This is a genomic window from Priestia sp. LL-8 (assembly GCF_036227845.1).
GTDB classification, from domain to species: Bacteria; Bacillota; Bacilli; order Bacillales; family Bacillaceae_H; genus Priestia; species Priestia zanthoxyli.
In genome coordinates, this window is record NZ_JAZAQH010000001.1 from 1,445,074 (window position 1) to 1,464,937 (window position 19,864).

General features: G+C 38.1%; 19 protein-coding genes. 16 read left to right on the plus strand and 3 right to left on the minus strand.

From position 1 onward, the window contains the following. Positions 1 to 83 precede the first annotated feature (83 nt). The 9 genes from U9R83_RS07325 to U9R83_RS07365 all read left to right on the plus strand — a co-directional run bounded on the left by U9R83_RS07325 (position 84) and on the right by U9R83_RS07365 (position 8,882). Positions 84 to 626, plus strand: a complete 543-nt coding sequence (locus U9R83_RS07325; protein ID WP_013056162.1) for a GNAT family N-acetyltransferase — start codon at positions 84 to 86, stop codon at positions 624 to 626. Between the two features lie 223 nt (positions 627 to 849). Then, the gene (locus U9R83_RS07330) at positions 850 to 1,935 is read left to right on the plus strand and encodes a type III polyketide synthase (protein WP_014460919.1); all 1,086 of its coding nucleotides are present in this window, start codon (positions 850 to 852) and stop codon (positions 1,933 to 1,935) included. 5 nt (positions 1,936 to 1,940) lie between these two features. Further along, positions 1,941 to 2,498: an isoprenylcysteine carboxyl methyltransferase family protein gene (locus U9R83_RS07335; RefSeq protein ID WP_226555803.1), complete on the plus strand. Its 558-nt coding sequence runs from the start codon at positions 1,941 to 1,943 to the stop codon at positions 2,496 to 2,498. A gap of 384 nt (positions 2,499 to 2,882) precedes the next feature. Continuing rightward, on the plus strand, positions 2,883 to 6,500 hold the full coding sequence (locus U9R83_RS07340) for a dynamin family protein (RefSeq protein WP_116737252.1): 3,618 nt from the start codon (positions 2,883 to 2,885) through the stop codon (positions 6,498 to 6,500). A gap of 5 nt (positions 6,501 to 6,505) precedes the next feature. Next, positions 6,506 to 7,279 (plus strand): nucleotidyltransferase domain-containing protein, encoded by a 774-nt coding sequence (locus U9R83_RS07345; protein ID WP_014460916.1) that lies wholly within the window; start codon positions 6,506 to 6,508, stop codon positions 7,277 to 7,279. Continuing rightward, positions 7,276 to 7,533 (plus strand): DUF2533 family protein, encoded by a 258-nt coding sequence (locus tag U9R83_RS07350; protein ID WP_226555802.1) that lies wholly within the window; start codon positions 7,276 to 7,278, stop codon positions 7,531 to 7,533. The genes U9R83_RS07345 and U9R83_RS07350 overlap by 4 nt, the downstream gene beginning before the upstream one ends. Before the next feature lie 105 nt (positions 7,534 to 7,638). Further along, the gene (locus U9R83_RS07355) at positions 7,639 to 7,953 is read left to right on the plus strand and encodes a hypothetical protein (protein WP_013056168.1); all 315 of its coding nucleotides are present in this window, start codon (positions 7,639 to 7,641) and stop codon (positions 7,951 to 7,953) included. A 130-nt stretch (positions 7,954 to 8,083) separates the two neighbouring features. Continuing rightward, positions 8,084 to 8,545 carry a divergent PAP2 family protein gene (locus U9R83_RS07360; RefSeq protein WP_013056169.1) on the plus strand — a complete coding sequence of 154 codons (462 nt, stop codon included), beginning with the start codon at positions 8,084 to 8,086 and terminating at the stop codon, positions 8,543 to 8,545. A gap of 61 nt (positions 8,546 to 8,606) precedes the next feature. Beyond that, a complete protein-coding gene (locus tag U9R83_RS07365; protein ID WP_014460914.1) occupies positions 8,607 to 8,882 on the plus strand; it encodes a DUF6123 family protein in 276 nt (91 codons plus the stop codon). 6 nt (positions 8,883 to 8,888) lie between these two features. Here the strand turns inward: U9R83_RS07365 and U9R83_RS07370 are convergent, their stop codons facing one another. Further along, the gene (locus tag U9R83_RS07370; RefSeq protein WP_033578453.1) at positions 8,889 to 9,287 is read right to left on the minus strand and encodes a reverse transcriptase-like protein; all 399 of its coding nucleotides are present in this window, start codon (positions 9,285 to 9,287) and stop codon (positions 8,889 to 8,891) included. 219 nt (positions 9,288 to 9,506) lie between these two features. On the opposite strand from U9R83_RS07370, the gene U9R83_RS07375 reads away from it, so the two are divergent. From U9R83_RS07375 to U9R83_RS07385, 3 genes are read left to right on the plus strand one after another with little or no spacing between them, the layout of a single operon-like run. After that, positions 9,507 to 10,160: a ribonuclease H family protein gene (locus tag U9R83_RS07375; protein ID WP_016763503.1), complete on the plus strand. Its 654-nt coding sequence runs from the start codon at positions 9,507 to 9,509 to the stop codon at positions 10,158 to 10,160. Between the two features lie 29 nt (positions 10,161 to 10,189). Next, positions 10,190 to 10,372 carry a zinc-finger domain-containing protein gene (locus U9R83_RS07380; protein ID WP_013056173.1) on the plus strand — a complete coding sequence of 61 codons (183 nt, stop codon included), beginning with the start codon at positions 10,190 to 10,192 and terminating at the stop codon, positions 10,370 to 10,372. A 56-nt stretch (positions 10,373 to 10,428) separates the two neighbouring features. Then, a complete protein-coding gene (locus tag U9R83_RS07385; protein WP_014460911.1) occupies positions 10,429 to 10,701 on the plus strand; it encodes a DUF2564 family protein in 273 nt (90 codons plus the stop codon). Positions 10,702 to 10,760: 59 nt separating this feature from the next. Here U9R83_RS07385 and cspD read toward each other — a convergent pair whose 3' ends face one another. Then, entirely contained in the window at positions 10,761 to 10,964 is a 204-nt protein-coding gene (gene cspD, locus U9R83_RS07390) for a cold-shock protein CspD (protein ID WP_209368631.1), read from the minus strand. Positions 10,965 to 11,241: 277 nt separating this feature from the next. Here cspD and U9R83_RS07395 point away from each other — a divergent pair, with 277 nt between their 5' ends. From U9R83_RS07395 to U9R83_RS07405, 3 genes are all read left to right on the plus strand, one after another. Continuing rightward, on the plus strand, positions 11,242 to 11,529 hold the full coding sequence (locus U9R83_RS07395; protein ID WP_013056176.1) for a hypothetical protein: 288 nt from the start codon (positions 11,242 to 11,244) through the stop codon (positions 11,527 to 11,529). A 302-nt stretch (positions 11,530 to 11,831) separates the two neighbouring features. Beyond that, entirely contained in the window at positions 11,832 to 13,073 is a 1,242-nt protein-coding gene (locus U9R83_RS07400; protein ID WP_115653393.1) for an MFS transporter, read from the plus strand. 167 nt (positions 13,074 to 13,240) lie between these two features. Then, positions 13,241 to 17,446 (plus strand): tetratricopeptide repeat protein, encoded by a 4,206-nt coding sequence (locus U9R83_RS07405; RefSeq protein ID WP_226555800.1) that lies wholly within the window; start codon positions 13,241 to 13,243, stop codon positions 17,444 to 17,446. 31 nt (positions 17,447 to 17,477) lie between these two features. On the opposite strand, the gene U9R83_RS07410 is transcribed toward U9R83_RS07405, so the two are convergent. Further along, entirely contained in the window at positions 17,478 to 18,773 is a 1,296-nt protein-coding gene (locus U9R83_RS07410; protein ID WP_115653395.1) for a purine/pyrimidine permease, read from the minus strand. A gap of 252 nt (positions 18,774 to 19,025) precedes the next feature. On the opposite strand from U9R83_RS07410, the gene U9R83_RS07415 reads away from it, so the two are divergent. Continuing rightward, positions 19,026 to 19,850, plus strand: a complete 825-nt coding sequence (locus U9R83_RS07415) for a M55 family metallopeptidase (RefSeq protein WP_209368635.1) — start codon at positions 19,026 to 19,028, stop codon at positions 19,848 to 19,850. Positions 19,851 to 19,864: the final 14 nt, after the last annotated feature.

Below are 19,864 nucleotides of genomic sequence, written 5' to 3' on the forward strand. Positions count from 1 at the left end.
GCAGAACTTTACCACTGATAAATTACGCAAGCTAGAACCAAAATAGTAGTACTGAATAGTGAAAAATATAGGAGTTGATATAGATGATTACAGCAGAGAAAAACATAGTGAAATTTAAAGCAAAAGACGGACGTGAAGTCACTATTCGTCCCGCACAGGCAAGCGATGCAGAGCATATTACAACCGCGGTAAGAGAAATTATTGAAGCTGGGGAATTTATTCAAAAAGATGAGCCGCGCACAGTCCAAGAAGAGCAAGATTTTATTGCATCAGTAGAAAAGAACAATCACATGTATGTTGTAGCTGAAGTCGAAGGTGAAGTGCTTGGAATTGCACGTGTTCTTAGAGGCGAAATTAAAATGAAGCGCCACACGGGGCTCTTCCGTACATGGCTTATTTCAAAAGCACAGGGAATGGGAATAGGAAAGCAATTTATGAATTATACGCTAAACTGGTGCAAAGAAAATAATCTTCATAAACTTTCTTTAACTGTGTTTGCTTCTAACAAAGTGGCATACGAATTGTATAAAAAGGTAGGATTTGAACAAGAAGGCGTTATGAAAGAACAAGCTTATTTCAACAATGAATATGTAGATGAAATCTATATGTCCATTTTCTTTTCATAAAAAATAAGCACTTATTTTCGTCAATCCATAAATTGTATCTGTACATTCAGATTATTTGCGCTATAATAAAAGTGCACAACAAACATACACTTCTTCAAAACGTAGACTTTCCTGAGTTACAGGAAAGTTTTTTTGTGTTTCGCCTCTATTCCACTAAAAAGAATTGAATAAATCCCCAGCTATTACAAATGTTAAATGTAACGCAATCAAAGAGGTGAAGAGTATGCCAAAGATTATCTCAGTTGGATTTGGAGTTCCCCCCTATGAATTAACTCAGCAAGACACGCTGCTATTTGCAAAAGAACTTTTTTCCGAATCGTTTAAAGATATTAATCGTCTGCTTACCGTTTTTCAAAATGGTCAAATTGAGAAACGTAATTTTGCCAAAGACTTATCTTGGTTTCAAGAAGACCATACGTTTGAAGAAAAAAATGATGCTTTTATAGAATCTGCTGTTGAATTAGGTACAAAAGCAATTGAAGACTGTTTAACAAATAAGAACTATGTAAGTACCCCTTTGCCGTGTGGAGAAATTGAGGCTATTTTTTATGTTTCAACAAGCGGTTTAGCTACGCCGAGCATTGAAGCTCGAATTATGAATAAGCTTGCTTTCTCAGACCATACAAAAAGAATTCCTATTTGGGGATTAGGGTGTGCTGGAGGCGCGTCTGGGCTTTCAAGAGCTTATGAGTATTGCAAAGCCTTTCCGCGTGCCAAAGTCCTTGTTTTATCCATTGAGCTTTGCAGTTTAACTTTTCAGCGAAATGATCGTTCAAAAAGCAACTTAATCGGTACATCTTTATTTGCAGATGGAGTAGCGGCTGCTTTAGTCGCAGGTGACGAAGCTGATACCACTTTTGCCCTTGCAAAAAGCTATCCTTACATTTTACATACACAATCGACGCTCATGCCCAATTCAGAAGATGTAATGGGGTGGGAGATTAAAAATGATGGACTATTTGTTGTCTTTTCAAAAGATATTCCCACGATTATCGATTCATGGTTAGGGGGAGAAGTTGAGTCATTTTTACAAACACAGCATTTGACCAGTCGGGATTTAAGGCATTTTGTTGCTCATCCTGGAGGAAAAAAAGTGCTTGAAGCATATGTATCAACGCTGTCGTTAAACGAAAATATGATTGCTGATTCCCTAGATGTACTTAAAAACCATGGAAACATGTCTTCGGCAACCGTTTTGTATGTGCTAGACCGCTTTATGAAGAAAGAAATTTCGAGTAAAGAATACGGTTTGTTAACAGCTCTTGGCCCTGGATTTAGTTCTGAAATGCTTCTATTAGAGTGGAGGTAAAGCGATTGTTTTTTTATAGCTTTTTTGTATTTATTATCTTACAGCGTCTATGTGAATTGGTTATTGCCAAAAGAAATGAAGCTTGGATGAAGAAGCAGGGAGCATACGAAGCTGGTCAAAGTCACTACAAATGGATGGTAAGCATGCATGCCGCTTTTTTTGCTGCTCTTTTTACGGAAGTGTATGTGTTAAACGATGGAATGTATCACTTTTCTTTTTTGTTGTTTAGCTTTTTTGTGCTTGTGCAACTTGCAAGAATATGGGCTATTTCTTCGTTAGGAAAGTATTGGAATACAAAAATTATCGTTTTGCCTAATGCGAAGGTTGTGCTAAGAGGTCCTTATCGTTTTATGAAGCACCCTAACTATACAGTAGTAGCGGCAGAATTGGTGTTAGTTCCGCTTATGTTTCAGACATACTGGACGTTAGCTATTTTTTCTGTTTTCAATTTGTGTATATTAGCCGTCAGAATTCCCTTAGAAGAGCAAGCGTTAACGAATGAAACAAATTACGGCGAAGTCATGCAAAACAGGGGACGTTTCTTTCCTGTAAAAAAACCTTAAAACTAATTGAAAATGATTATCTTTCATGATAAGATAAAACAAATGATAAAGATTATCAATTTCATCAAGTAGAAACGGTGGTGGACGTAATGGTTAGTCTTTTTGTGATCGGAGCACTTGCTACATATGTTGGCGTCACAACGTATGTAATGAAAAATATTGAAAAAGCCCAAAAGGCGTAACATACATGCGGTGAATAAAAAGTACGATGCAAAGCTGTCAAATTATTGACAGCTTTTTTTATTGTTTTTGTAACTAAAAATTCAGTTTTTTATGGGAAAACGCATGTGAATCAAGTAAAATAGAGAAAGAATAAGCAGAAATGAAGATGGATAGAGAACATTTAAATACAGTCTTGAATGAGGCAAAAGGGGTAGAGTAATAATGGGTAAAGTGAGTGTGAAACATCAAGAAAATCTCCGATTGGAAGCATCTCTTTTTCATTTACATAAGCAATTTCAAGCAGCTGGAGATGAACAGCAGGCAGCAAAAGCAATACAGCTGTTAAAAAAGTGGGTAAACGGCGAATTTGTTGTAGCATTTTGCGGACATTTTTCGGCTGGAAAATCGAGCATGATTAACGAATTAATGGGGCAAGCAATTTTGCCTGCAAGTCCTATTCCAACAAGCGCAAACTTAGTATCAGTAAAAGCTGGGGATGAGCATGCAACCGTTTATTACCGCAAACAGCCGCCGGTGCGTTATGAAGCACCTTATGAGTATGAGCAAATTAAGCAGTTTGCTGTCGATGGAGATGAAGTAGAGTCCATTCATTTATCGATAGATACAGATGCTATTCCTAAAAATGTTGTGGTGATGGACACCCCGGGAATTGATTCCACAGATGATGCGCATCGTGTATCGACCGAGTCAGCTCTTCACTTAGCGGACGTTATTTTCTACGTGATGGATTATAATCATGTGCAGGCAGAATTAAATCTTCAATTTGCAAAACAGCTGCAAGAAGCTAATAAAACGCTCTATTTAATTGTAAATCAAATCGACAAACACCAAGAAGATCAGCTAACATTTCAAGCATTTAAAGAATCTGTAGAAACGTCATTTTTAAAGTGGAATGTCAGACCAGAAGGAATCTTCTATACGTCGTTAAAAGAGCCAACCAACCGTCATAATGACCTTTCGTACGTAAAATCTCTATTACTTGCTATGATGACGGAAAAAGAAAACCGACATCAGCATATTCAACATGCGATGCAAATGGTAATTGACGATCACCTTGCCTTTATTGAAGACCAAGAAGAAGAAAAGTTAACGATTCATGACGAGCTGCGCCATAAGCTGACGCTTGAGAACCATGAAATGAATAAGCAGCAAAAAGAGCAGCTTCTCGAAAAAGAAGCTGAAATGAGGCGTGCTGAAAAGCAGCTAGCAGAAACGTACCAACAAGAAACAGGTAAGATACTAAGCAACGCCAATTTAACACCATATGAAATGAGAGAAAAAGCTAGGCTGTTTTTAGAAACGACAAAGCCTGATTTTAAAGTAGGTCTTTTATTTGCTAAGAAGAAGACCGAGGAAGTAAAAAAAGAGCGGCTGACGTTATTTTTTGATGATATGAAAGAACGAGCAGCTTCTCAGCTGCAGTGGCACTTGCAGCAATATGTGCAAGAGCTGGTGAAAAATCAAAATCTTACAGACCCGGATCTTATACGTCAGGTTCAGCAGTTTGAAATTCCGTTAGAGCCGCATGATTTAATTGAAACGGTAAAGGCAGGAGCTACGATTAATGGTGATTATGTTTTAACGTATGCAAAAGATGTAGCTGATCATATTAAGAAAAAAGCGACACGATTATTATACGAGCTTTATGCGCAAATCGAACAGAGCAAAATCGAGCAAGATGAAGTAAAGCGTGAAAAAATTTATCAACACTTGCAGGAATGTGAAGCATTTGAAGAAGCGTATACATCTCTTCAGGAAATGAAAGCAAAATTGGCACGTAAAAAAGCGTTGCTTCAATCTTTACAGCAAACTGATGATGACCTAACGGCAGAAGATACGAACGAGTTGTCATATATGTTACAAGAAGAATATGAAACGGGCATCATGAAAGCTGAAGAAAAGCGTGAAGCTGTGAGTGAGCAGAAGTTAGTTTCACAGCCTGAGGAAGCTGTGCATGAAACAGGAACAGAAAAGGTTCTTCAAGATGTATCAGCTGTTCTCGAACAGCTCCGTTCATTTGGAAAGTTAGACCGCTTTATTAACAGGCTTCAAGAAAAGCGTAAAAAGCTATCAAATCAAACGTTTACCGTAGCTTTATTCGGAGCATTCAGTGCCGGTAAGTCATCTTTTGCTAATGCGTTGATTGGAGAAAGATTACTTCCAGTATCTCCGAACCCAACAACAGCAACCATCAATAAAATTATGCCTCCAACAGAAAAACGGCCGCATAAAACAGCTGTTGTGCAAATGAAAACAAACGAGCAGATGATCCAAGATTTAAATGGTGCGCTTAAGCTGTTTCATCATGAAGTAGAAACAATTGACGAAGCGCTAACGATTATTCCGACCCTGCAGGCAACAGAAGAGCTGCAGCTGCATTTGTCGTTTTTACAGGCAGTAGAAAAAGGCTACGGCGAAGTTAAGCAGCATATCGGTTCAGAAGTAGTAGTGGATACAGAAGGATTTCATGATTATGTAGCCAAAGAAGAAAAAGCGTGTTTTGTTCAATTTATTAACCTGTATTATGACTGTGAATTTACTCGCTTAGGCATTACGCTCGTTGATACACCCGGAGCTGATTCAATCAATGCGAGACACACGGGAGTAGCGTTTGAGTATATCAAAAATGCAGATGCCATTTTATTTGTAACGTATTATAATCATGCGTTTTCAAAAGCTGACCGCGAATTTCTTATTCAGCTGGGCCGTGTAAAAGATGTATTTGCGCTTGATAAAATGTTTTTCTTAGTAAATGCAGCGGACCTAGCCAGCTCGGATACAGAGCTACAGTTAGTACAGACGTACGTAAAAGAGCAGCTTGAACAGTATGGTATACGCTTTCCGCGCTTATACCCGGTATCGAGCTTGCAGGCTTTGCAAAACCACGAGGATAAAATGTTTTTGCCATTCAAAAATGCGTTTTATCGCTTCATAAATTATGAATTACCAGAGCTTGCTATCCAAAGTGTCTATGCAGATTTCGAACAAATTTTAGCAGTTGCCAATGAAATGAAACAGGTGCAAACAAAATCAGAAGTGGATAAAAAGCGATATATTCAATCTCTTCACATAAAAAATGAGCAGGTAGCAGCAAAACTGCATGAAATTCATTTTGAATATGAACAGCAGCAGTTTGACCGAGAATTAGAAGAGCTCTTATTTTATGTAAAAAAACGTCTGTTTGTGAGGTACGATGACTTCTTTAAAGAAGCTTTCAGTCCGGCAAACTTAAGAGATGATCGAGGTGAAAAGCAAAAGCAGCTGCGCCTGTGTTTGCAGGAGTTGTTAACGTCTATTTCCTTCGACGCAACGCAAGAAGTGCGTGCGACCACTTTGCGAATCGAAAAATACATCGTAAAATTAATCGAAGACTGGCATCGAATGATCATTACAAAGCTGCAGCGCTATGAACCGACGTTTACTCCAACGTTGAACTCGTTAGAGCCTCCAAATGGCAGTGAAGTTGTGACAAGTCATCAATTTGATGAGAATGAATCGTATCAAAAAGAGCTTTCACTGTATAAAAACAATAAAAGCTTTTTTGAAAAAAATGAGAAAGCAAAGCTTCACGCTGCTTTACTAGAACGTATTAAGCCAGACGTCAATCACTACATTGCGAAAGAAGAAGCCGCTCTTCATTCACACTATACCCATTTAGTGAATCAGTACGTTTTAGCGCATAAACAGTCTGTATCTGAAGAATGGTATGATTATTACAAACAGCTGCAAGCAGCCGTGTCTGAAGAATTTCCAATTCAAGAATTGGTAAGTACAATGACTGTGCTAGAACATGTATTGGAGGAAAGAAAGGGTCATTAATTTTTATGTCTACACACATAAATAAACGTTTACAGGAAATTGAAAAAGAATATAATGTGGAAATTTTGTTTGCATGTGAATCAGGCAGCCGTGCTTACGGACTCGACACGTTAGCGAGTGATTATGACGTCCGCTTTATATATAAGTATAAAGCATCACGCTATCTTCATCTCACTAGACCTCAAGAGGTCATTAATGTAGCAGAAGGCAATTGTGATATGCAAGGGTGGGATTTGTACAAAACCATTTATTTGTTTACAAAATCAAACCCTTCGCTTTATGAGTGGCTATGGTCGCCTTTTGTTTATTATCAGAAGCCATCGTTTGCTGAGCCACTTCGACAAATGATGGCTCAATCATATTCCTTAAAAGCATTGGGATATCATTATTTTAAAATTTTAACGATAAATAGTAAAAGAAATCTGACATCTTCTGTTACAATAGAGGATATAAAAGTGATGCTCCAACTGATTCGTGCATTTTTATCACTGAAAGTAGTAGTAAAGCAGCGCAGTTTCCCTGTCATTTTATTTGCCGATTTATGTAAGCAGGCAAATCTCGACAATAGGCAACAATCCATCATTGAGCAGTTTGTACAATGCAAGATAAGCGGGAAAGTTGCTTTTAATGAAAAGATGAAAAACTTTTTGGACAGCATGAAGAAAGAAGCTGCAGCGATAGAAAAAAGCCTAAAAGAATTACCGGAAAAGCAAATCAGTTATGAGGACATTAACTTATTTTTACTAACTCAGCATCATATAATGGAGGAAAGAACATGAGTGTACATAAAGAAATTTCAGCCCATTCTAAAAAACAGCACGAATTAGTACGTGCTTTTGCCAGCTTAGAAGCTCGACGCGAGCAAGCTATTGAAGCAGCTGTGCTTCTTTGCAAAGAAGGGAAGCCCTTTTCTATAGACGGTATTAATGCTGTAACAGCGGAAATTAATGAGCTATCTCAAAAATATACCATCATTCCAGGCCGTAAAGTAGTGACAGAAGAAATGGTTAAAGAGTACGTAGCAAGAATATAAACGTGCTAAGCTCTGGTGTTTTTACCTTAATTTGAACAGGATATGACGTGCCGCTTGATCCATACTAATAGTGTACCAACGAGGTACAAATAGGAGGAGATAGCGATGGGTCGTCAAAAATTAGGTAATAAAAATGCGCAAGCGAATAACAATGCAAAGCATAATTATAACCAAGAGTTCTCTTCTGAGTTTAAAGCAAATCAGGCTCAAAAAGCAAAGCGTGCAAAAAGTGCAAATGACACTTATGCTGGGGAGTTTGCTTCTGAGTTCAACGTGCAACAAAACCAAAATAATTCTGTTAACAAGAAGTTAGAAGCTAATAAAAGTGCAAATAATCAATATGGACAAGAATTCGGCTCTTATGCTGAAGTTGAATCTGCCAAAATGAATAATGCTGCACAAAAAAAGCGTAAAAAATAACAGAACTGTTTCTAAAAACGCCGGGATTAGTCTGCTCTGTCAGCAGATTAGCCCGGCGTTTTTTGTTGGGCAATATTTGCTTGGGTACAAGATGTCAATCCATCGCAAACTATAGATGAGGTGAAGCAATATGAATAAAGGAATTGTCATTGCTCTTTCATCAATCGGTTTAGCACAAGCTTTAAAAATCCCAATTAAAAAGTATCAAACAGGAAAATGGGATATGCGGATGATTGCTGCGTCGGGTGGAATGCCAAGCTCTCATTCAGCCGGCGTATCTTCTTTGGCTACCTATGTAGCATTAAAAAGAGGTGTTTCTACAATTGACTTTGCGTTAGCATCTGTTTTTGGAATTATTGTGATGTACGATGCACAAGGAATTCGAAGGCAGACTGGCGAAATTACTATTAAAGTGAATACGTTAGATGAAGAAATTGAAAAGCTTGCGGGTCTTCCAGACGGAGGCTTTCACGATTTGACGGAACAGCGCTTGAAAGAAATGCTTGGGCATCAGCCCGAAGAAGTGATTGGCGGAGCCATTTTAGGAGTAGCACTTGGAGCAATTGGCTACTTTTTAGAAGGGAAATCATAGTCAAATAGCCAAAAGTAAGCTAAGATAAAGAAGAACCTTTGCAAAAGGATGGGACGAAAAAGTGACAAAAACAGCTCAAACCGTTGAAGAGTATCTTCTTTATCTTGAAGAAAAAGGCTTTCATTTAGCAGAAGATGCACGTGGATTTATTTCATTTGGTCAGCAGTATACGCGTGCAGCTGACGAGATGGTCATATTTACAATTGAATGGACACTAAAAGTACAAAAAGAATTTGACGGCAGTTTTTTTGTATCGCTCCTCGAGAATTTGACATCAAATCGTATTAGAAATCAAAAACAAGCCATTCAATATTTAAAGTCATCAGGTATGATTTAAGCAGGATTACATTCCTGCTTCTTTTTGATTAATGGCTTGTCTGGCCAGCTGATCAGCACCTGCATTTTGAGAGCTAGGGATCCACTTTATAAAAAATAAATCAAATTGACTGGACAATTTGAGGGCTTCTTCCAGTAAAGGAGCAAACGCTTTATTCTTAACGTATTCTTGGTTCATTGCGCGGTCTACTAGCTGAGAGTCCGTTCGAAAAGATACGCTCGTATACTTTTTTTCTAAACAAATTTTTAATGCATGAAGAAGTGCATGGTACTCTGCTTCATGATTCGTCATTGTCCCAAGAGCAATAGCGTAACGATGATGTTCACCATTTCCTTTAATTAAAATACCAGCTCCAGAAGGACCAGGGTTGCCAGCAGTGGCTCCGTCTATATAAACTTCAATCATCATACAGCCTCCTTGTTAAAACAATATAAGCTTAAACCATGTTTTTTCATCAATAGTATTGTATCATAAGTACTTCAGCTATTTTATATTAGCACGTATAAACGCTAAAATCCGCTTATTAGGTAAGAAAACTGTCATGAAAAGACATAATAGAAGATAAAATACAAAAAAGCAGAAAAAGTGTTGAATTCAAAATTGCTGATGAAAGGAATGCTCGTTATGAATTTCCAAATTGAATGGCATTATAAATCCTCGAAACATAAACAGTTAATTTTCACATCCGATTTTACAGATGCGAATGAGGCGCTAATGATTGTGGGTGATTTAGAAAAAACAGGTCGAACGAAGGAAATTTTTCTACTTGATGAGCAGCAGCAAAAATGGACTGTAAAAGAAGCGAAAAAGCTCTTACAGGAAGTACAGACAGAGCCTCACGATATTGTGGCATATTTTGACGGAGGCTATGAGCATGATACGCTCTTAGCGGGGCTTGGGGTTGTGATTTATTTTAAACAGAACAACAACTCTTACCGAATACGACGCAACTCAAGGTTGCAAGAGATTGAATCAAATAATGAGGCAGAGTATGCTGCTTTTTATTATTTAATACAAGAGCTTGAGGAACTTGGTGTTCATCATATACCGGTAACGTTTAGAGGTGACTCTCAGGTTGTATTAAATCAGCTGGCTGGGGAGTGGCCCTGTTTCGAAGAAGAGTTTAATCGGTACTTAGATCGAATAGAAGATAAAATGCAGGAACTTGGTATCCGACCCGTATATGAGCCTATTTCAAGGAAGGAAAATGAAGAGGCTGACCAGCTTGCTACTCAAGCTCTTCAAGGGATACCAATTGCTAGCAGGAAGCAAGTGTAACACACAGAACGAAATGGAGATGAACGAGAGTGGAACGTAAACAATTATTAGAAGAAGTAACGGAGTTATTGGATTACTACTGTAGTGATTGTTTTGTAAAAAAAACGTTTAATAAAGAAAAGGGCAAAACATACGCTCAAACGTTTTGTATTAAAGAGTGTACCGTAGGAGAAAAAATTAAGCAGTATGGAGATTTGCTGACTAAAAAGTAAGCGTGTATAATTTGCCGGCAGCAGCTTCATTCTATCCATATGGAGGTGTTCTTTCAATGGATAAGTTTTCAAATGAAGAAGTAACAACAGGATATAATGATTTAAAGCAAGTAGAAGTGTCTATTCAATCTGCTCAAAAGATGATTGGGACAGCTACGATGAGTATGAGTCCTCAGCAGCTTGAAGAGGCAACGAATGCGCTTAATGATGCAAAAGCACAGCTTCAATCTGCCAAAGCTCATGGCACAGGAGTAGACGAGCAATTTTTTCAGCAATGCATGCAGTCTATTCAAACATGTGAACAGCAGCTTACTGAGGCCAAACGCTAGGTATAACAAAAAAGAGACTCGGAAAAGAGTCTCTTTTACTATAAAATAAAAAGATCTATTTATGATAGCTTAGTGACATTAGCGGCTTGCGGGCCTCTATTGCCTTCTACAATTTCAAAAGATACCTCTTGTCCTTCTTCTAAGGATTTATAACCTTCGCCTTGGATGGCAGAAAAATGTACAAATACGTCGCTGCCGCCTTCAACTTCAATAAAGCCATAGCCTTTTTCATTGTTGAACCATTTTACTTTACCATTTTGCATAACTTGAATCCCCCTAGTACTGTGCAGCCTCATGCTGCTGAAACTCGAATTATCATTTCCAATAGAGGTAAATGATTGTTTATATTATATAATAATAAGAAATAAAGTTTCAATATTAAAATTTAATTTTTCTGAAAATTAAATTTTTATTTAACGTGGATACAGTACAACTATAACTAAAAAAATTTCTTATGAGATGAAAAATAACTGAAAATTTAGTTTATAATAAGAGTATAGTCAGCATAATTTTAACGCGGTGATAAGGAGTGGGTCGTGTATGTATCGTACACAAGTAAATGGAAAAGAAATCATTTTGTTATTTTCAACGCTCGAAGCAGCAAAGAGCCGCAGCAACCTAGAGAAAGAGCAAATTTATAAGCGCGTATTGCATTTAAATGAGCAGCTGCTAATGTTTCAAAATGGAACAAGCTTCACCATTGGCGATCCGTTAGGATTAATTGTAGCTCAAGTGAAAAAAAGTGATTTGACAACCATATATATCGAACATATCATTGATAAACAGTTTATGTATGATGGAGATGGTCATCGAGGTGAAGTAGTGTAACAAGATGACACCTATATATGAAGAAGCGTACGTAGATACTCGTACGCTTCTTCATATATAGGATTAAAAATATGTGATTTTACAAGTATTAACAGGGATAAATCACAAAGTTCAATAAATTAAAGAAGAACAGTGAAACCATGAATAGCAATCACCTTTTTAGCTAAAAAATATAGATACACATCATCTTATGTAATGAGATAGTTAAGCTTTAAAATCAATGAACACGAGAGGTTTTATAAAGCTTAAATTGAAAAACGTGTGATTGTGACGTTAATTAGAAGTAAGGTTTGGAGGACGCTATGGAAAGTAGAAAAAAATTGGATTTACTTGCTCTTGCTTCTGTGCCACTTATCATGACCCTCGGAAATTCAATGTTAATTCCGGTATTGCCGGTGATTGAAAAACGTCTACAGATAAGCTCGTTGCAGGTATCCATGATCATCACGGTCTACTCAATTTTCGCTATTTTTTTAATCCCGATTGCTGGTTATTTATCAGATCGATTTGGCCGCAAGAAAATTATTATTCCCAGTTTGCTGCTTGCTGCAGTAGGAGGGGCTTTAACAGGCTGGGCTTCATGGCAAATGGCCAATCCTTTCTGGGTTATTTTAATTGGCCGCGCGATTCAAGGAATAGGTTCAGCAGGAGCTATGCCTGTTGTGATGCCTTGTGTAGGAGATATGTTCAAAGACGAGCAAGAAATTACAAAAGGGCTAGGTTTAATTGAAACAGCTAATACGTTTGGGAAAGTACTAAGCCCAATACTGGGAGCTTTTTTAGCGGCTATGATTTGGTTTCTTCCTTTTTGGTTCATTCCTATTCTTTGCCTTATTTCGATTTTTTTGGTTATTTTTTTAGTGAAAGTTCCGAAAAATGATAGTTCTTCTGAATCTGAACAAAAAAAGAAAAGTATTACGCAGTTTTTGAAGGATTTGAAGAAGACGCTCAAAGAAAATATTGGATGGCTTATGGCTATTTTTATTTTAGGTGCCATTATTATGCTTGTATTATTCGGTGTTTTATTTTACCTATCGACCATACTAGAGGAGCGTTATCATATTGTGAATACAAAAAAAGGTTTAGTAATGGCTATTCCTTTGCTCGCTTTGTCTATTTCTTCTTTTGTGGCCGGGAAAAAAGTTGGAAACAATAAAATCGTTATGAAGTGGTCTGCTTTTTTTGGCTTTTTATTGTTAACATGTTCTTTCATCATTTTATTTTTTAATACGTCTCTTTTTAGTATTTTACTCACTTTAGTGCTTGGTGGAATTGGAATTGGAGCAGCTCTTCCCAGTCTTGATGCGCTTATTACAGAAGGAATTGAAAAGGAAGAGAGAGGAACCATTACGTCTCTTTACAGTTCGATGCGCTTTGTCGGAGTAGCAGCTGGGCCTCCTCTTTATACATTGCTTATGAAGTGGTCGGACATGGCTGTGTTCCAAACGTCTCTAGGGATTAGTGCAGTAGGTGCCATTTTAGTTTTAAAAGCTATCAAACCAAAACCTGAAGGCGGCGTAAAACTGAAGAAAGCTGAAGTGTGACTTTACGGAGCTGTCTTATGATAAAAGACAGCTTTTTGCTATTTAAAGACCCGTCAATATGCTTAAATTTATATTGTGTCTAGAAAAAATCCTTGAAATTTCTTATACTTCAATTTATAGACAGCAGATGCAATAGTTCTTATTTTATTGAATAAGGTGGTTTTGAATTGAGTATAAATTATCAGAAATTAAAAAGCATGGTGGATCATTATCAAATATTTGATCTTGTAGCGTATATAACAGAAGAAGTACAAAGCCTTCAACCAAAGAGCCTTGCGGGAATTGTGAAAGAATGGTTAACAAACTTACAAACGGAAGAAGAGCTGTACGAGCTTATCCGCTTTTGTGATGAAGCTTTATTAAATCGTTTAAGCCGAATGTTAACGACATATGGCTATCGTCGATTTGGCTCGATTCGAATGGTGACTCTTTATTGCGATGATCTCCTGCGCGAAGGCAAGATACTCGACGCTGATGATAGACTTTCTTTATTAATTTCTCAGCTGGATACGGAATCAGTGAAAGAGGAACAGCTTGAGAAAATCTATTTTTTAAAGGTAAGAATTCTTTTAGAAATGAAACAAGTGGATGAAGCTTCTAAGTGGATGAAACAAGTAACGTCACATAATCAAAAGGGTATGGCTGACAGATGGGGATATTTTTATTTGCAGCTCAACGACAGAATAAAAGCTGAATCCTGCTTAAAAGAAGGAACAGCATATAAGGAGAATGGAGATTTTTGCTATGCAATGCTCGCAGACTTATATGCGTATGAAGGGAAGCACGAACAATCGCTTGAAACAATTAACGAGGCTATTGGCCGCTATCCACAGCTTCCGTCCTTATATATGGATAAAGTGATGCGATTAAAAGATTTAAAAGAGTATTCTCTTTTGCTTGAAACGATTGAATTTATCGACTCAAAGTTACCCTATCACGATTATCAAGATTTTTTTACGCTGCTGCGCGCTGATATTTATTTTGAACAGCAGCAGCAATCTCAGCTTACGCATCTGCTCTCGACCAAGCGATGTTTAAAAGATTCACCTTATCAAAAATTAATCGGAAAGCATACAGACGATAAATCCAGTACAATCAAGCTTCCTATTGTACCAATTGTTCAAAAAGATAATTATTGCGTGCCAGCCAGTATGAGTATGATGTTAAGGCTTTTACATACCGAAAAAACACAGGATGAGATTGGAACTCGTATTTACGGAGGGTTAGGCTCCAAATTATCAACTGCGGTGAGCTACTTTGAATCTCTTGGCTTTGCAGCGATGTTTTTTACCGGCACAGTTGAACAGTTTAAAGAGCTATTAGACAAAGGGCTGCCTATTTTGGTCAGTCTGGAATTTGAACAAGCTTCCCACGTTCAAGTTGTATTTGGCTATGATGACGAACTTGAACTTTTTCATGTACAAGATGCTAATTTTCTAAGTCCAACTTATGTAGAATATAAAAATTTCGATCAGCATTACGCTAATTCGGGGTTTTTATCAATTGTTGCTTCTAAAACGGCAGCGAATCTCGCTTCACTTTCTAAAGAGCAAGATGTGTTTATTCGTCAGCTGTATGACTTAATCGAACTAGTTGAAGCGGATGAAGAGGCACACATTAACGATCTCGTTTCTTTATTAAAAGCAAACGAGCATGTTCCATTTGCCGCTATTTACAGTATGAAGCATTTGTACAGAAAAGAGCATGAAGCCTATATTCGTACGTGTATTAATCATGTGTTAGAGAAATATAGCAATCATGATTATCTTAAGCTTCACGCCGCATATGCCTTTTTTAAACTTGACGACAGTAAGGGAGCATCTTCCTTGTTACACCACATAGATAACAAAAAGCATAGCTCTTTTTATCACTATCTTAAAGGGAGAATTGCGCTGGATGAAGAGAAATATGATGAGGCTGTTGAAGCACTGCGCAGCTCACTGCAATTAGACGTAGAGCAGCATTTGAACTGGAGCTATTTAGCACTTGCATATATGTACAAAGGAAACCTCGAAAAGGCTTTTGAATGCTCGACTATTTCCTTAAATATGTATGGCGATGAATCTTATACACAAATCAATCACGGACTTATTTTAATGGAGAAAGAAAGATACGCGGAAGCCAGAAATCTTTTCGACGCATTATTAAAAGAAAACCCAAAAGATGCGCACAGCTGGTTTGAAAGAGCCCGTTGTGATGAACATTTAAAAAAGTTTCGTAAAGCTTACCGGGGATTTCAAGTAGCTAAACAGCTTTTGCCGACTGTTCCTTATCCATACCTTTCGATAGCTGATTTGCTACAATATCAACTAGAAAAAACGGACGAAGCTGAAAGCTATCTCAAAGAAGGCATGAAGCATCTTCCGAGCGACATGACAATTCGAGGAAGACTAGGCGATTTATACGTCGCGAATCAAAGGTACGAAGAAGCTATTGCTCTGTATAAAGAAGGCTTAAAAATAGAAGAAGATGCCCTTATGTATTTGGGCTTATCTTATGCGTATCTAGAAACAGGGGAACATTTAACGGCCGTTGATACGCTCACGCTTATTGCGCAGAAGTTTTCATCGAACAGCGACGTCCTGTTGGATGCAGGCAGCATGCTTTTAGATGCAGCAAAACAACAGGAGCTAGACAACCAAACGATAGAGTTTGGATTTGCTCTTTATGAAGAAGGAATTCATTTTGCTCAAACAGCGTTAGGTGAAGTGTTAGAGGCATATACGAGTTATTTAGAAGACACGGCTTTACTGACTCGTGGAATTAAGTTTTTAACCGCAGAACATCAAGATCACCCTAATGAGATTTTGTACATGTGCTATTTAGGCATATTATACGAACAAGCCAAGCAGCTAACAAAAAGTGAGAAACTTTATCAACAAGCGCTTCATATCAAGCAAGATGCTTTGCCATATTATCGGTTAGGTGAAATATATCAATCAATGAATCGCATTGCTGAAGCAAAAGAGGCCTTCCAAAAATGCTTAACTCTTGATAAAACATTTGAAGCCGCTTGTATGAAACTTGCCGAAATGGCTTGTGAAGAACAAAATCGTACGGCTGAAAGGAATTGGCTGCTTCAATGGATACAGCTGAATCCTATGGAAGTAAACGTTGAGCACGCAGCTTCACTTTGTGAAACAGAGAAAGAGTATGGAGAGCTGTTAGAGGTATTAAAAAGCGTAGCGGAAGTTGTGCTGCCTCAATGGCTCGCTGACAGCCATGCTCATGTGTATCGCCTAAAAGGAGACATTTCACAGGCTGAAACGTATCTAGAGAAGGCCCTTGAACTGGATCCACAGAATTCTGCTATTCGCCATCATCAGGCAAAATGGCTCATCATGGAGCAGAGATATGAAGAAGCTAGAAAAATTCTTGCAGAGCTACTAAGTGAGGATCCGGAAGATTACGCTCTATTTCAAACGTTCATGTCTAGCTTTCCAAATGGAAAAAAACTGTCTGGGCTTACGGCAGATTTAAAAAAGATAAAAATGGAAAAACAAAGAAAAAGCATGCTGTTTAAAAACGCAGCCGAGGCTTTAAATGAGTATGCCGATTCGATCGTAGAAGAGCAGCAAGGATCTATCTTCAAACGAAGCTTAGCAAAGTTCAAAGCAAAAGCAAAAACGGTTACGCTGCTTGGCTTAACGATTGAACTGTATGAACTTGCTATAAAAACGGATCGGAATAATAAAGAAGCTGTGCATGCATTTGCGGCTTTTTACGAAGAGAAAGGATTGATTGAAGATAGCATCACCGTGCTGAAAAAATCGCTGCATCAAAGCTGGGATTTTGATGTTGCCTATCATTTAGCCAATATACTTGTTAATATCCATGAAAATGAACAGGCTGCACATGAAGCGCTAAACTTAGTGCAAAAACTTCTTGAACAGCAGCCATATCATATAGATTTGCAGATATACCGAGCATTTATTTTGAGTAGCCTTGAAGAGGTAGAAAAATCGGAGGCAGCTTTTCAAGAATTACTTCAGCAGGAGATTTATCAGCCTGACATATATGCAGGACTAGCAAAACTGTATAATAAAACGGAACGTTATCATGAAACTGTTCAGCTTCTTCAAAAAGCAATTGAACAGCGTCAAGAGTATGAAGGAATGTATACCGATTTAGGTATCGCGTATCATTTAGAAGGTGAAACGGAAGCAGCAGCTTCGCTTATGATAACCAGAGTAGAAAGTGGAGACGAAGATCTTTTTGTTCGCTATAACTTGGCATGCTATCTAGCTGTTCTTGGAAAAACCGCTTCTGCTCAGGAAGAGTTGGATTATGTTTTAGCACACGATGAAACGGGAGAATTTTATGAAATGGCTATGGAAGACGATGAACTAAAAGGATTAACGGTAAGAAGGTAAAAAAAAGAAGCTGGGTTTCAGCTTCTTTTTTTTACCCCTCTTTTGCACCTTGTCTTTTCAAAGAAAGTGATTCGGAAATTTCCAGTACAAGAATGATAATGGTGCCAAGAACTAATCCGTTGCTTAAAAACGTAGTAACTAAAGGAGGCAGTGTTGAAAAAGCTTGAGAAGGCAAAAACATCACCCCTATCCCCGACAGCAACGCAATACCGGCTTTTTTCATTGCTTTTTCGGGCTGTTTGGCATGCTTGAATTCTCCAATTCCAAGAGCCATCATCCCTGTAAAAACAGGAAAGATTGCCGCGTATCCAACGGCAGGAGGAAGAGCGGACATAATGGACGTTAAAGGAGTAAAGATACTCAGAAAAAGCAAAAGACACGATGCTACAATAAAAGGAACGCGGCTATAAAGATTTGTAGCTGAAATGAATCCACCGGAACCTGAAATAGGAACGGCACCGACACCTGAAAACAATCCTCCAAGCAGCTGACTTATACCCGAAACCATCCCAGAACGCTTAATATTGTCTTTTTCAACTTTTTCTCCTTTGTGTTTATAAACAGACTCAACAACACGAATAGAAGCGAGCATGTTTGTAATTAAAATGAGCGTCACAAAAAAAGCAGTAACAACCATATTCCATTCAACGCGAGGAGCTCCAAATACAAACACTTTAGGTATGTAAAATAACTGCGCTTGAAATTCAATCGGTTTAGCTAAACCCAGCAGTGCAAATACTCCCCAGCCCACACCGATACTAATAATAATGCTGAGCTTATTTAACGTCCGGTGCGATAGTAAATAAAAAGTCAGCAGCAAAATCGCAGCTGAAGTCAGCGCAATTGGAAGTTTAATAGCTGAATTTGTTTCTGTAATGCCAAACATTCCTTTTAAAAAGGAACCGCTGAGCTGCGTCACTAATAAAATTAAATATGTACCGGTAACTGTCGGGGTAAAGTATTTTGCTAGTTTATCAATGAGACCAAGCAGGCTCATCAAAATAGCAATTATTCCGCTTATAAGAAGGGTGAACTGCAGCACGCGGAGCGTTTCAGAGTGAGAACCAAACAGAACGGTTCCAAGGCTCGCATACAGAGAAAAGACGCCCCACCAAACGCCAGCTGGCCCTTCCATGATTGGGTATTTATGCCCTATAAACACCTGCAAGAGCCCGGATAAAGCTAAAATAAATAACGTTCGCTGTAAAAATTGAATAGAATCCGCTGCGTTTAAATGAAACTGAGAAGCAATTACAATAGGAACAATCATACTATTAGAAATCATAAATAAAAACCATTGTAGTGAAGCAATGGAAACTCGAAACATTCTTAACACCTCAATTAATGCCGACGAGCGGCTGAATGAACCAACAGGCTGCTCTATTATTTTACCATGGGATTTCCAATTTGTAAGCGATATCTTGTTAAAAGGACGATGGATAAAGTGTCAAAAAATTCAATATATTGTTGTAAAAAGAAGAAAGATAATTTATAATTTTCTTACAATTATAAATTATAAACATAAGAATAATTTATAATGCACTGACTAACAGTCAAGAAAGGAGGAGGAATAAGACAAATGAAACTATACCTGTCGGTTGATATGGAAGGAATTACGGGACTCATCGATCACACAAATGTTCTGCGACAGAAAGAAAATTATGAAAGAAGCCGCAAAATAATGACGGATGAAGCAAATGCAGTAATTTATGCAGGGTTTAGAGAACAGTGCTCAGAAGTTGTGGTAAATGACAGTCATTCGAGTATGAATAATCTCCTTGTTGAACAGCTTCATCCAGAAACTCAGCTTATTTCAGGAAGCGTAAAGCCATATTCAATGGTACAGGGATTAGATCAGACTTTTGATGGTGCTATGTTTCTAGGGTATCATGCTAAAGCATCCATGCCTGGTGTCATGTCTCATTCGATGATATTTGGTGCTCGCAATATGTACATAGATGATACGAATATTGGAGAGTTAGGCTTCAACGCATACGTCGCAGGCTATTACGGCGTGCCAGTTTTAATGGTAGCCGGTGATGACCAAACGGCGCTGGAAGCACAGCAGCTTATTCCAAACGTGACGACTGCTATCGTCAAACAGGCCATTTCACGTTCTGCAGCCAAAACATTAACCCCTAAGAAAGCAGAACAATTACTTCAAGAAAAAACAGCCGCAGCTATTCAACACAAACACCTTGTCAAACCTTTAATTCCACCTAAACATCCAACCTTACGAATAGAATTTGCAAACTACGGTCAAGCAGAGTGGGCGCATTTAATGCCGGGCACAGAAATTGAACCTGGAACGACGACCGTTCGGTTTCAAGCAAAAGATATTTTAGAAGCTTATCAGGCCATGCTTGTTATGACTGAATTAGCTACGCGCACAACATTCTGTTAGAAGGTGGGATAAAG

What these genes read in the sequence shown, in the direction of transcription:
- U9R83_RS07325 (WP_013056162.1), top strand. Translation starts at nt 84, where the DNA reads ATGATTACAGCAGAGAAAAACATAGTGAAATTTAAAGCAAAAGACGGA.
- U9R83_RS07330 (WP_014460919.1), top strand. Translation starts at nt 850, where the DNA reads ATGCCAAAGATTATCTCAGTTGGATTTGGAGTTCCCCCCTATGAATTA.
- U9R83_RS07340 (WP_116737252.1), top strand. Translation starts at nt 2,883, where the DNA reads ATGGGTAAAGTGAGTGTGAAACATCAAGAAAATCTCCGATTGGAAGCA.
- U9R83_RS07345 (WP_014460916.1), top strand. Translation starts at nt 6,506, where the DNA reads ATGTCTACACACATAAATAAACGTTTACAGGAAATTGAAAAAGAATAT.
- U9R83_RS07350 (WP_226555802.1), top strand. Translation starts at nt 7,276, where the DNA reads ATGAGTGTACATAAAGAAATTTCAGCCCATTCTAAAAAACAGCACGAA.
- U9R83_RS07355 (WP_013056168.1), top strand. Translation starts at nt 7,639, where the DNA reads ATGGGTCGTCAAAAATTAGGTAATAAAAATGCGCAAGCGAATAACAAT.
- U9R83_RS07360 (WP_013056169.1), top strand. Translation starts at nt 8,084, where the DNA reads ATGAATAAAGGAATTGTCATTGCTCTTTCATCAATCGGTTTAGCACAA.
- U9R83_RS07370 (WP_033578453.1), bottom strand. Translation starts at nt 9,287, where the DNA reads ATGATTGAAGTTTATATAGACGGAGCCACTGCTGGCAACCCTGGTCCT.
- U9R83_RS07375 (WP_016763503.1), top strand. Translation starts at nt 9,507, where the DNA reads ATGAATTTCCAAATTGAATGGCATTATAAATCCTCGAAACATAAACAG.
- U9R83_RS07385 (WP_014460911.1), top strand. Translation starts at nt 10,429, where the DNA reads ATGGATAAGTTTTCAAATGAAGAAGTAACAACAGGATATAATGATTTA.
- cspD (WP_209368631.1), bottom strand. Translation starts at nt 10,964, where the DNA reads ATGCAAAATGGTAAAGTAAAATGGTTCAACAATGAAAAAGGCTATGGC.
- U9R83_RS07395 (WP_013056176.1), top strand. Translation starts at nt 11,242, where the DNA reads ATGTATCGTACACAAGTAAATGGAAAAGAAATCATTTTGTTATTTTCA.
- U9R83_RS07400 (WP_115653393.1), top strand. Translation starts at nt 11,832, where the DNA reads ATGGAAAGTAGAAAAAAATTGGATTTACTTGCTCTTGCTTCTGTGCCA.
- U9R83_RS07410 (WP_115653395.1), bottom strand. Translation starts at nt 18,773, where the DNA reads ATGTTTCGAGTTTCCATTGCTTCACTACAATGGTTTTTATTTATGATT.
- U9R83_RS07415 (WP_209368635.1), top strand. Translation starts at nt 19,026, where the DNA reads ATGAAACTATACCTGTCGGTTGATATGGAAGGAATTACGGGACTCATC.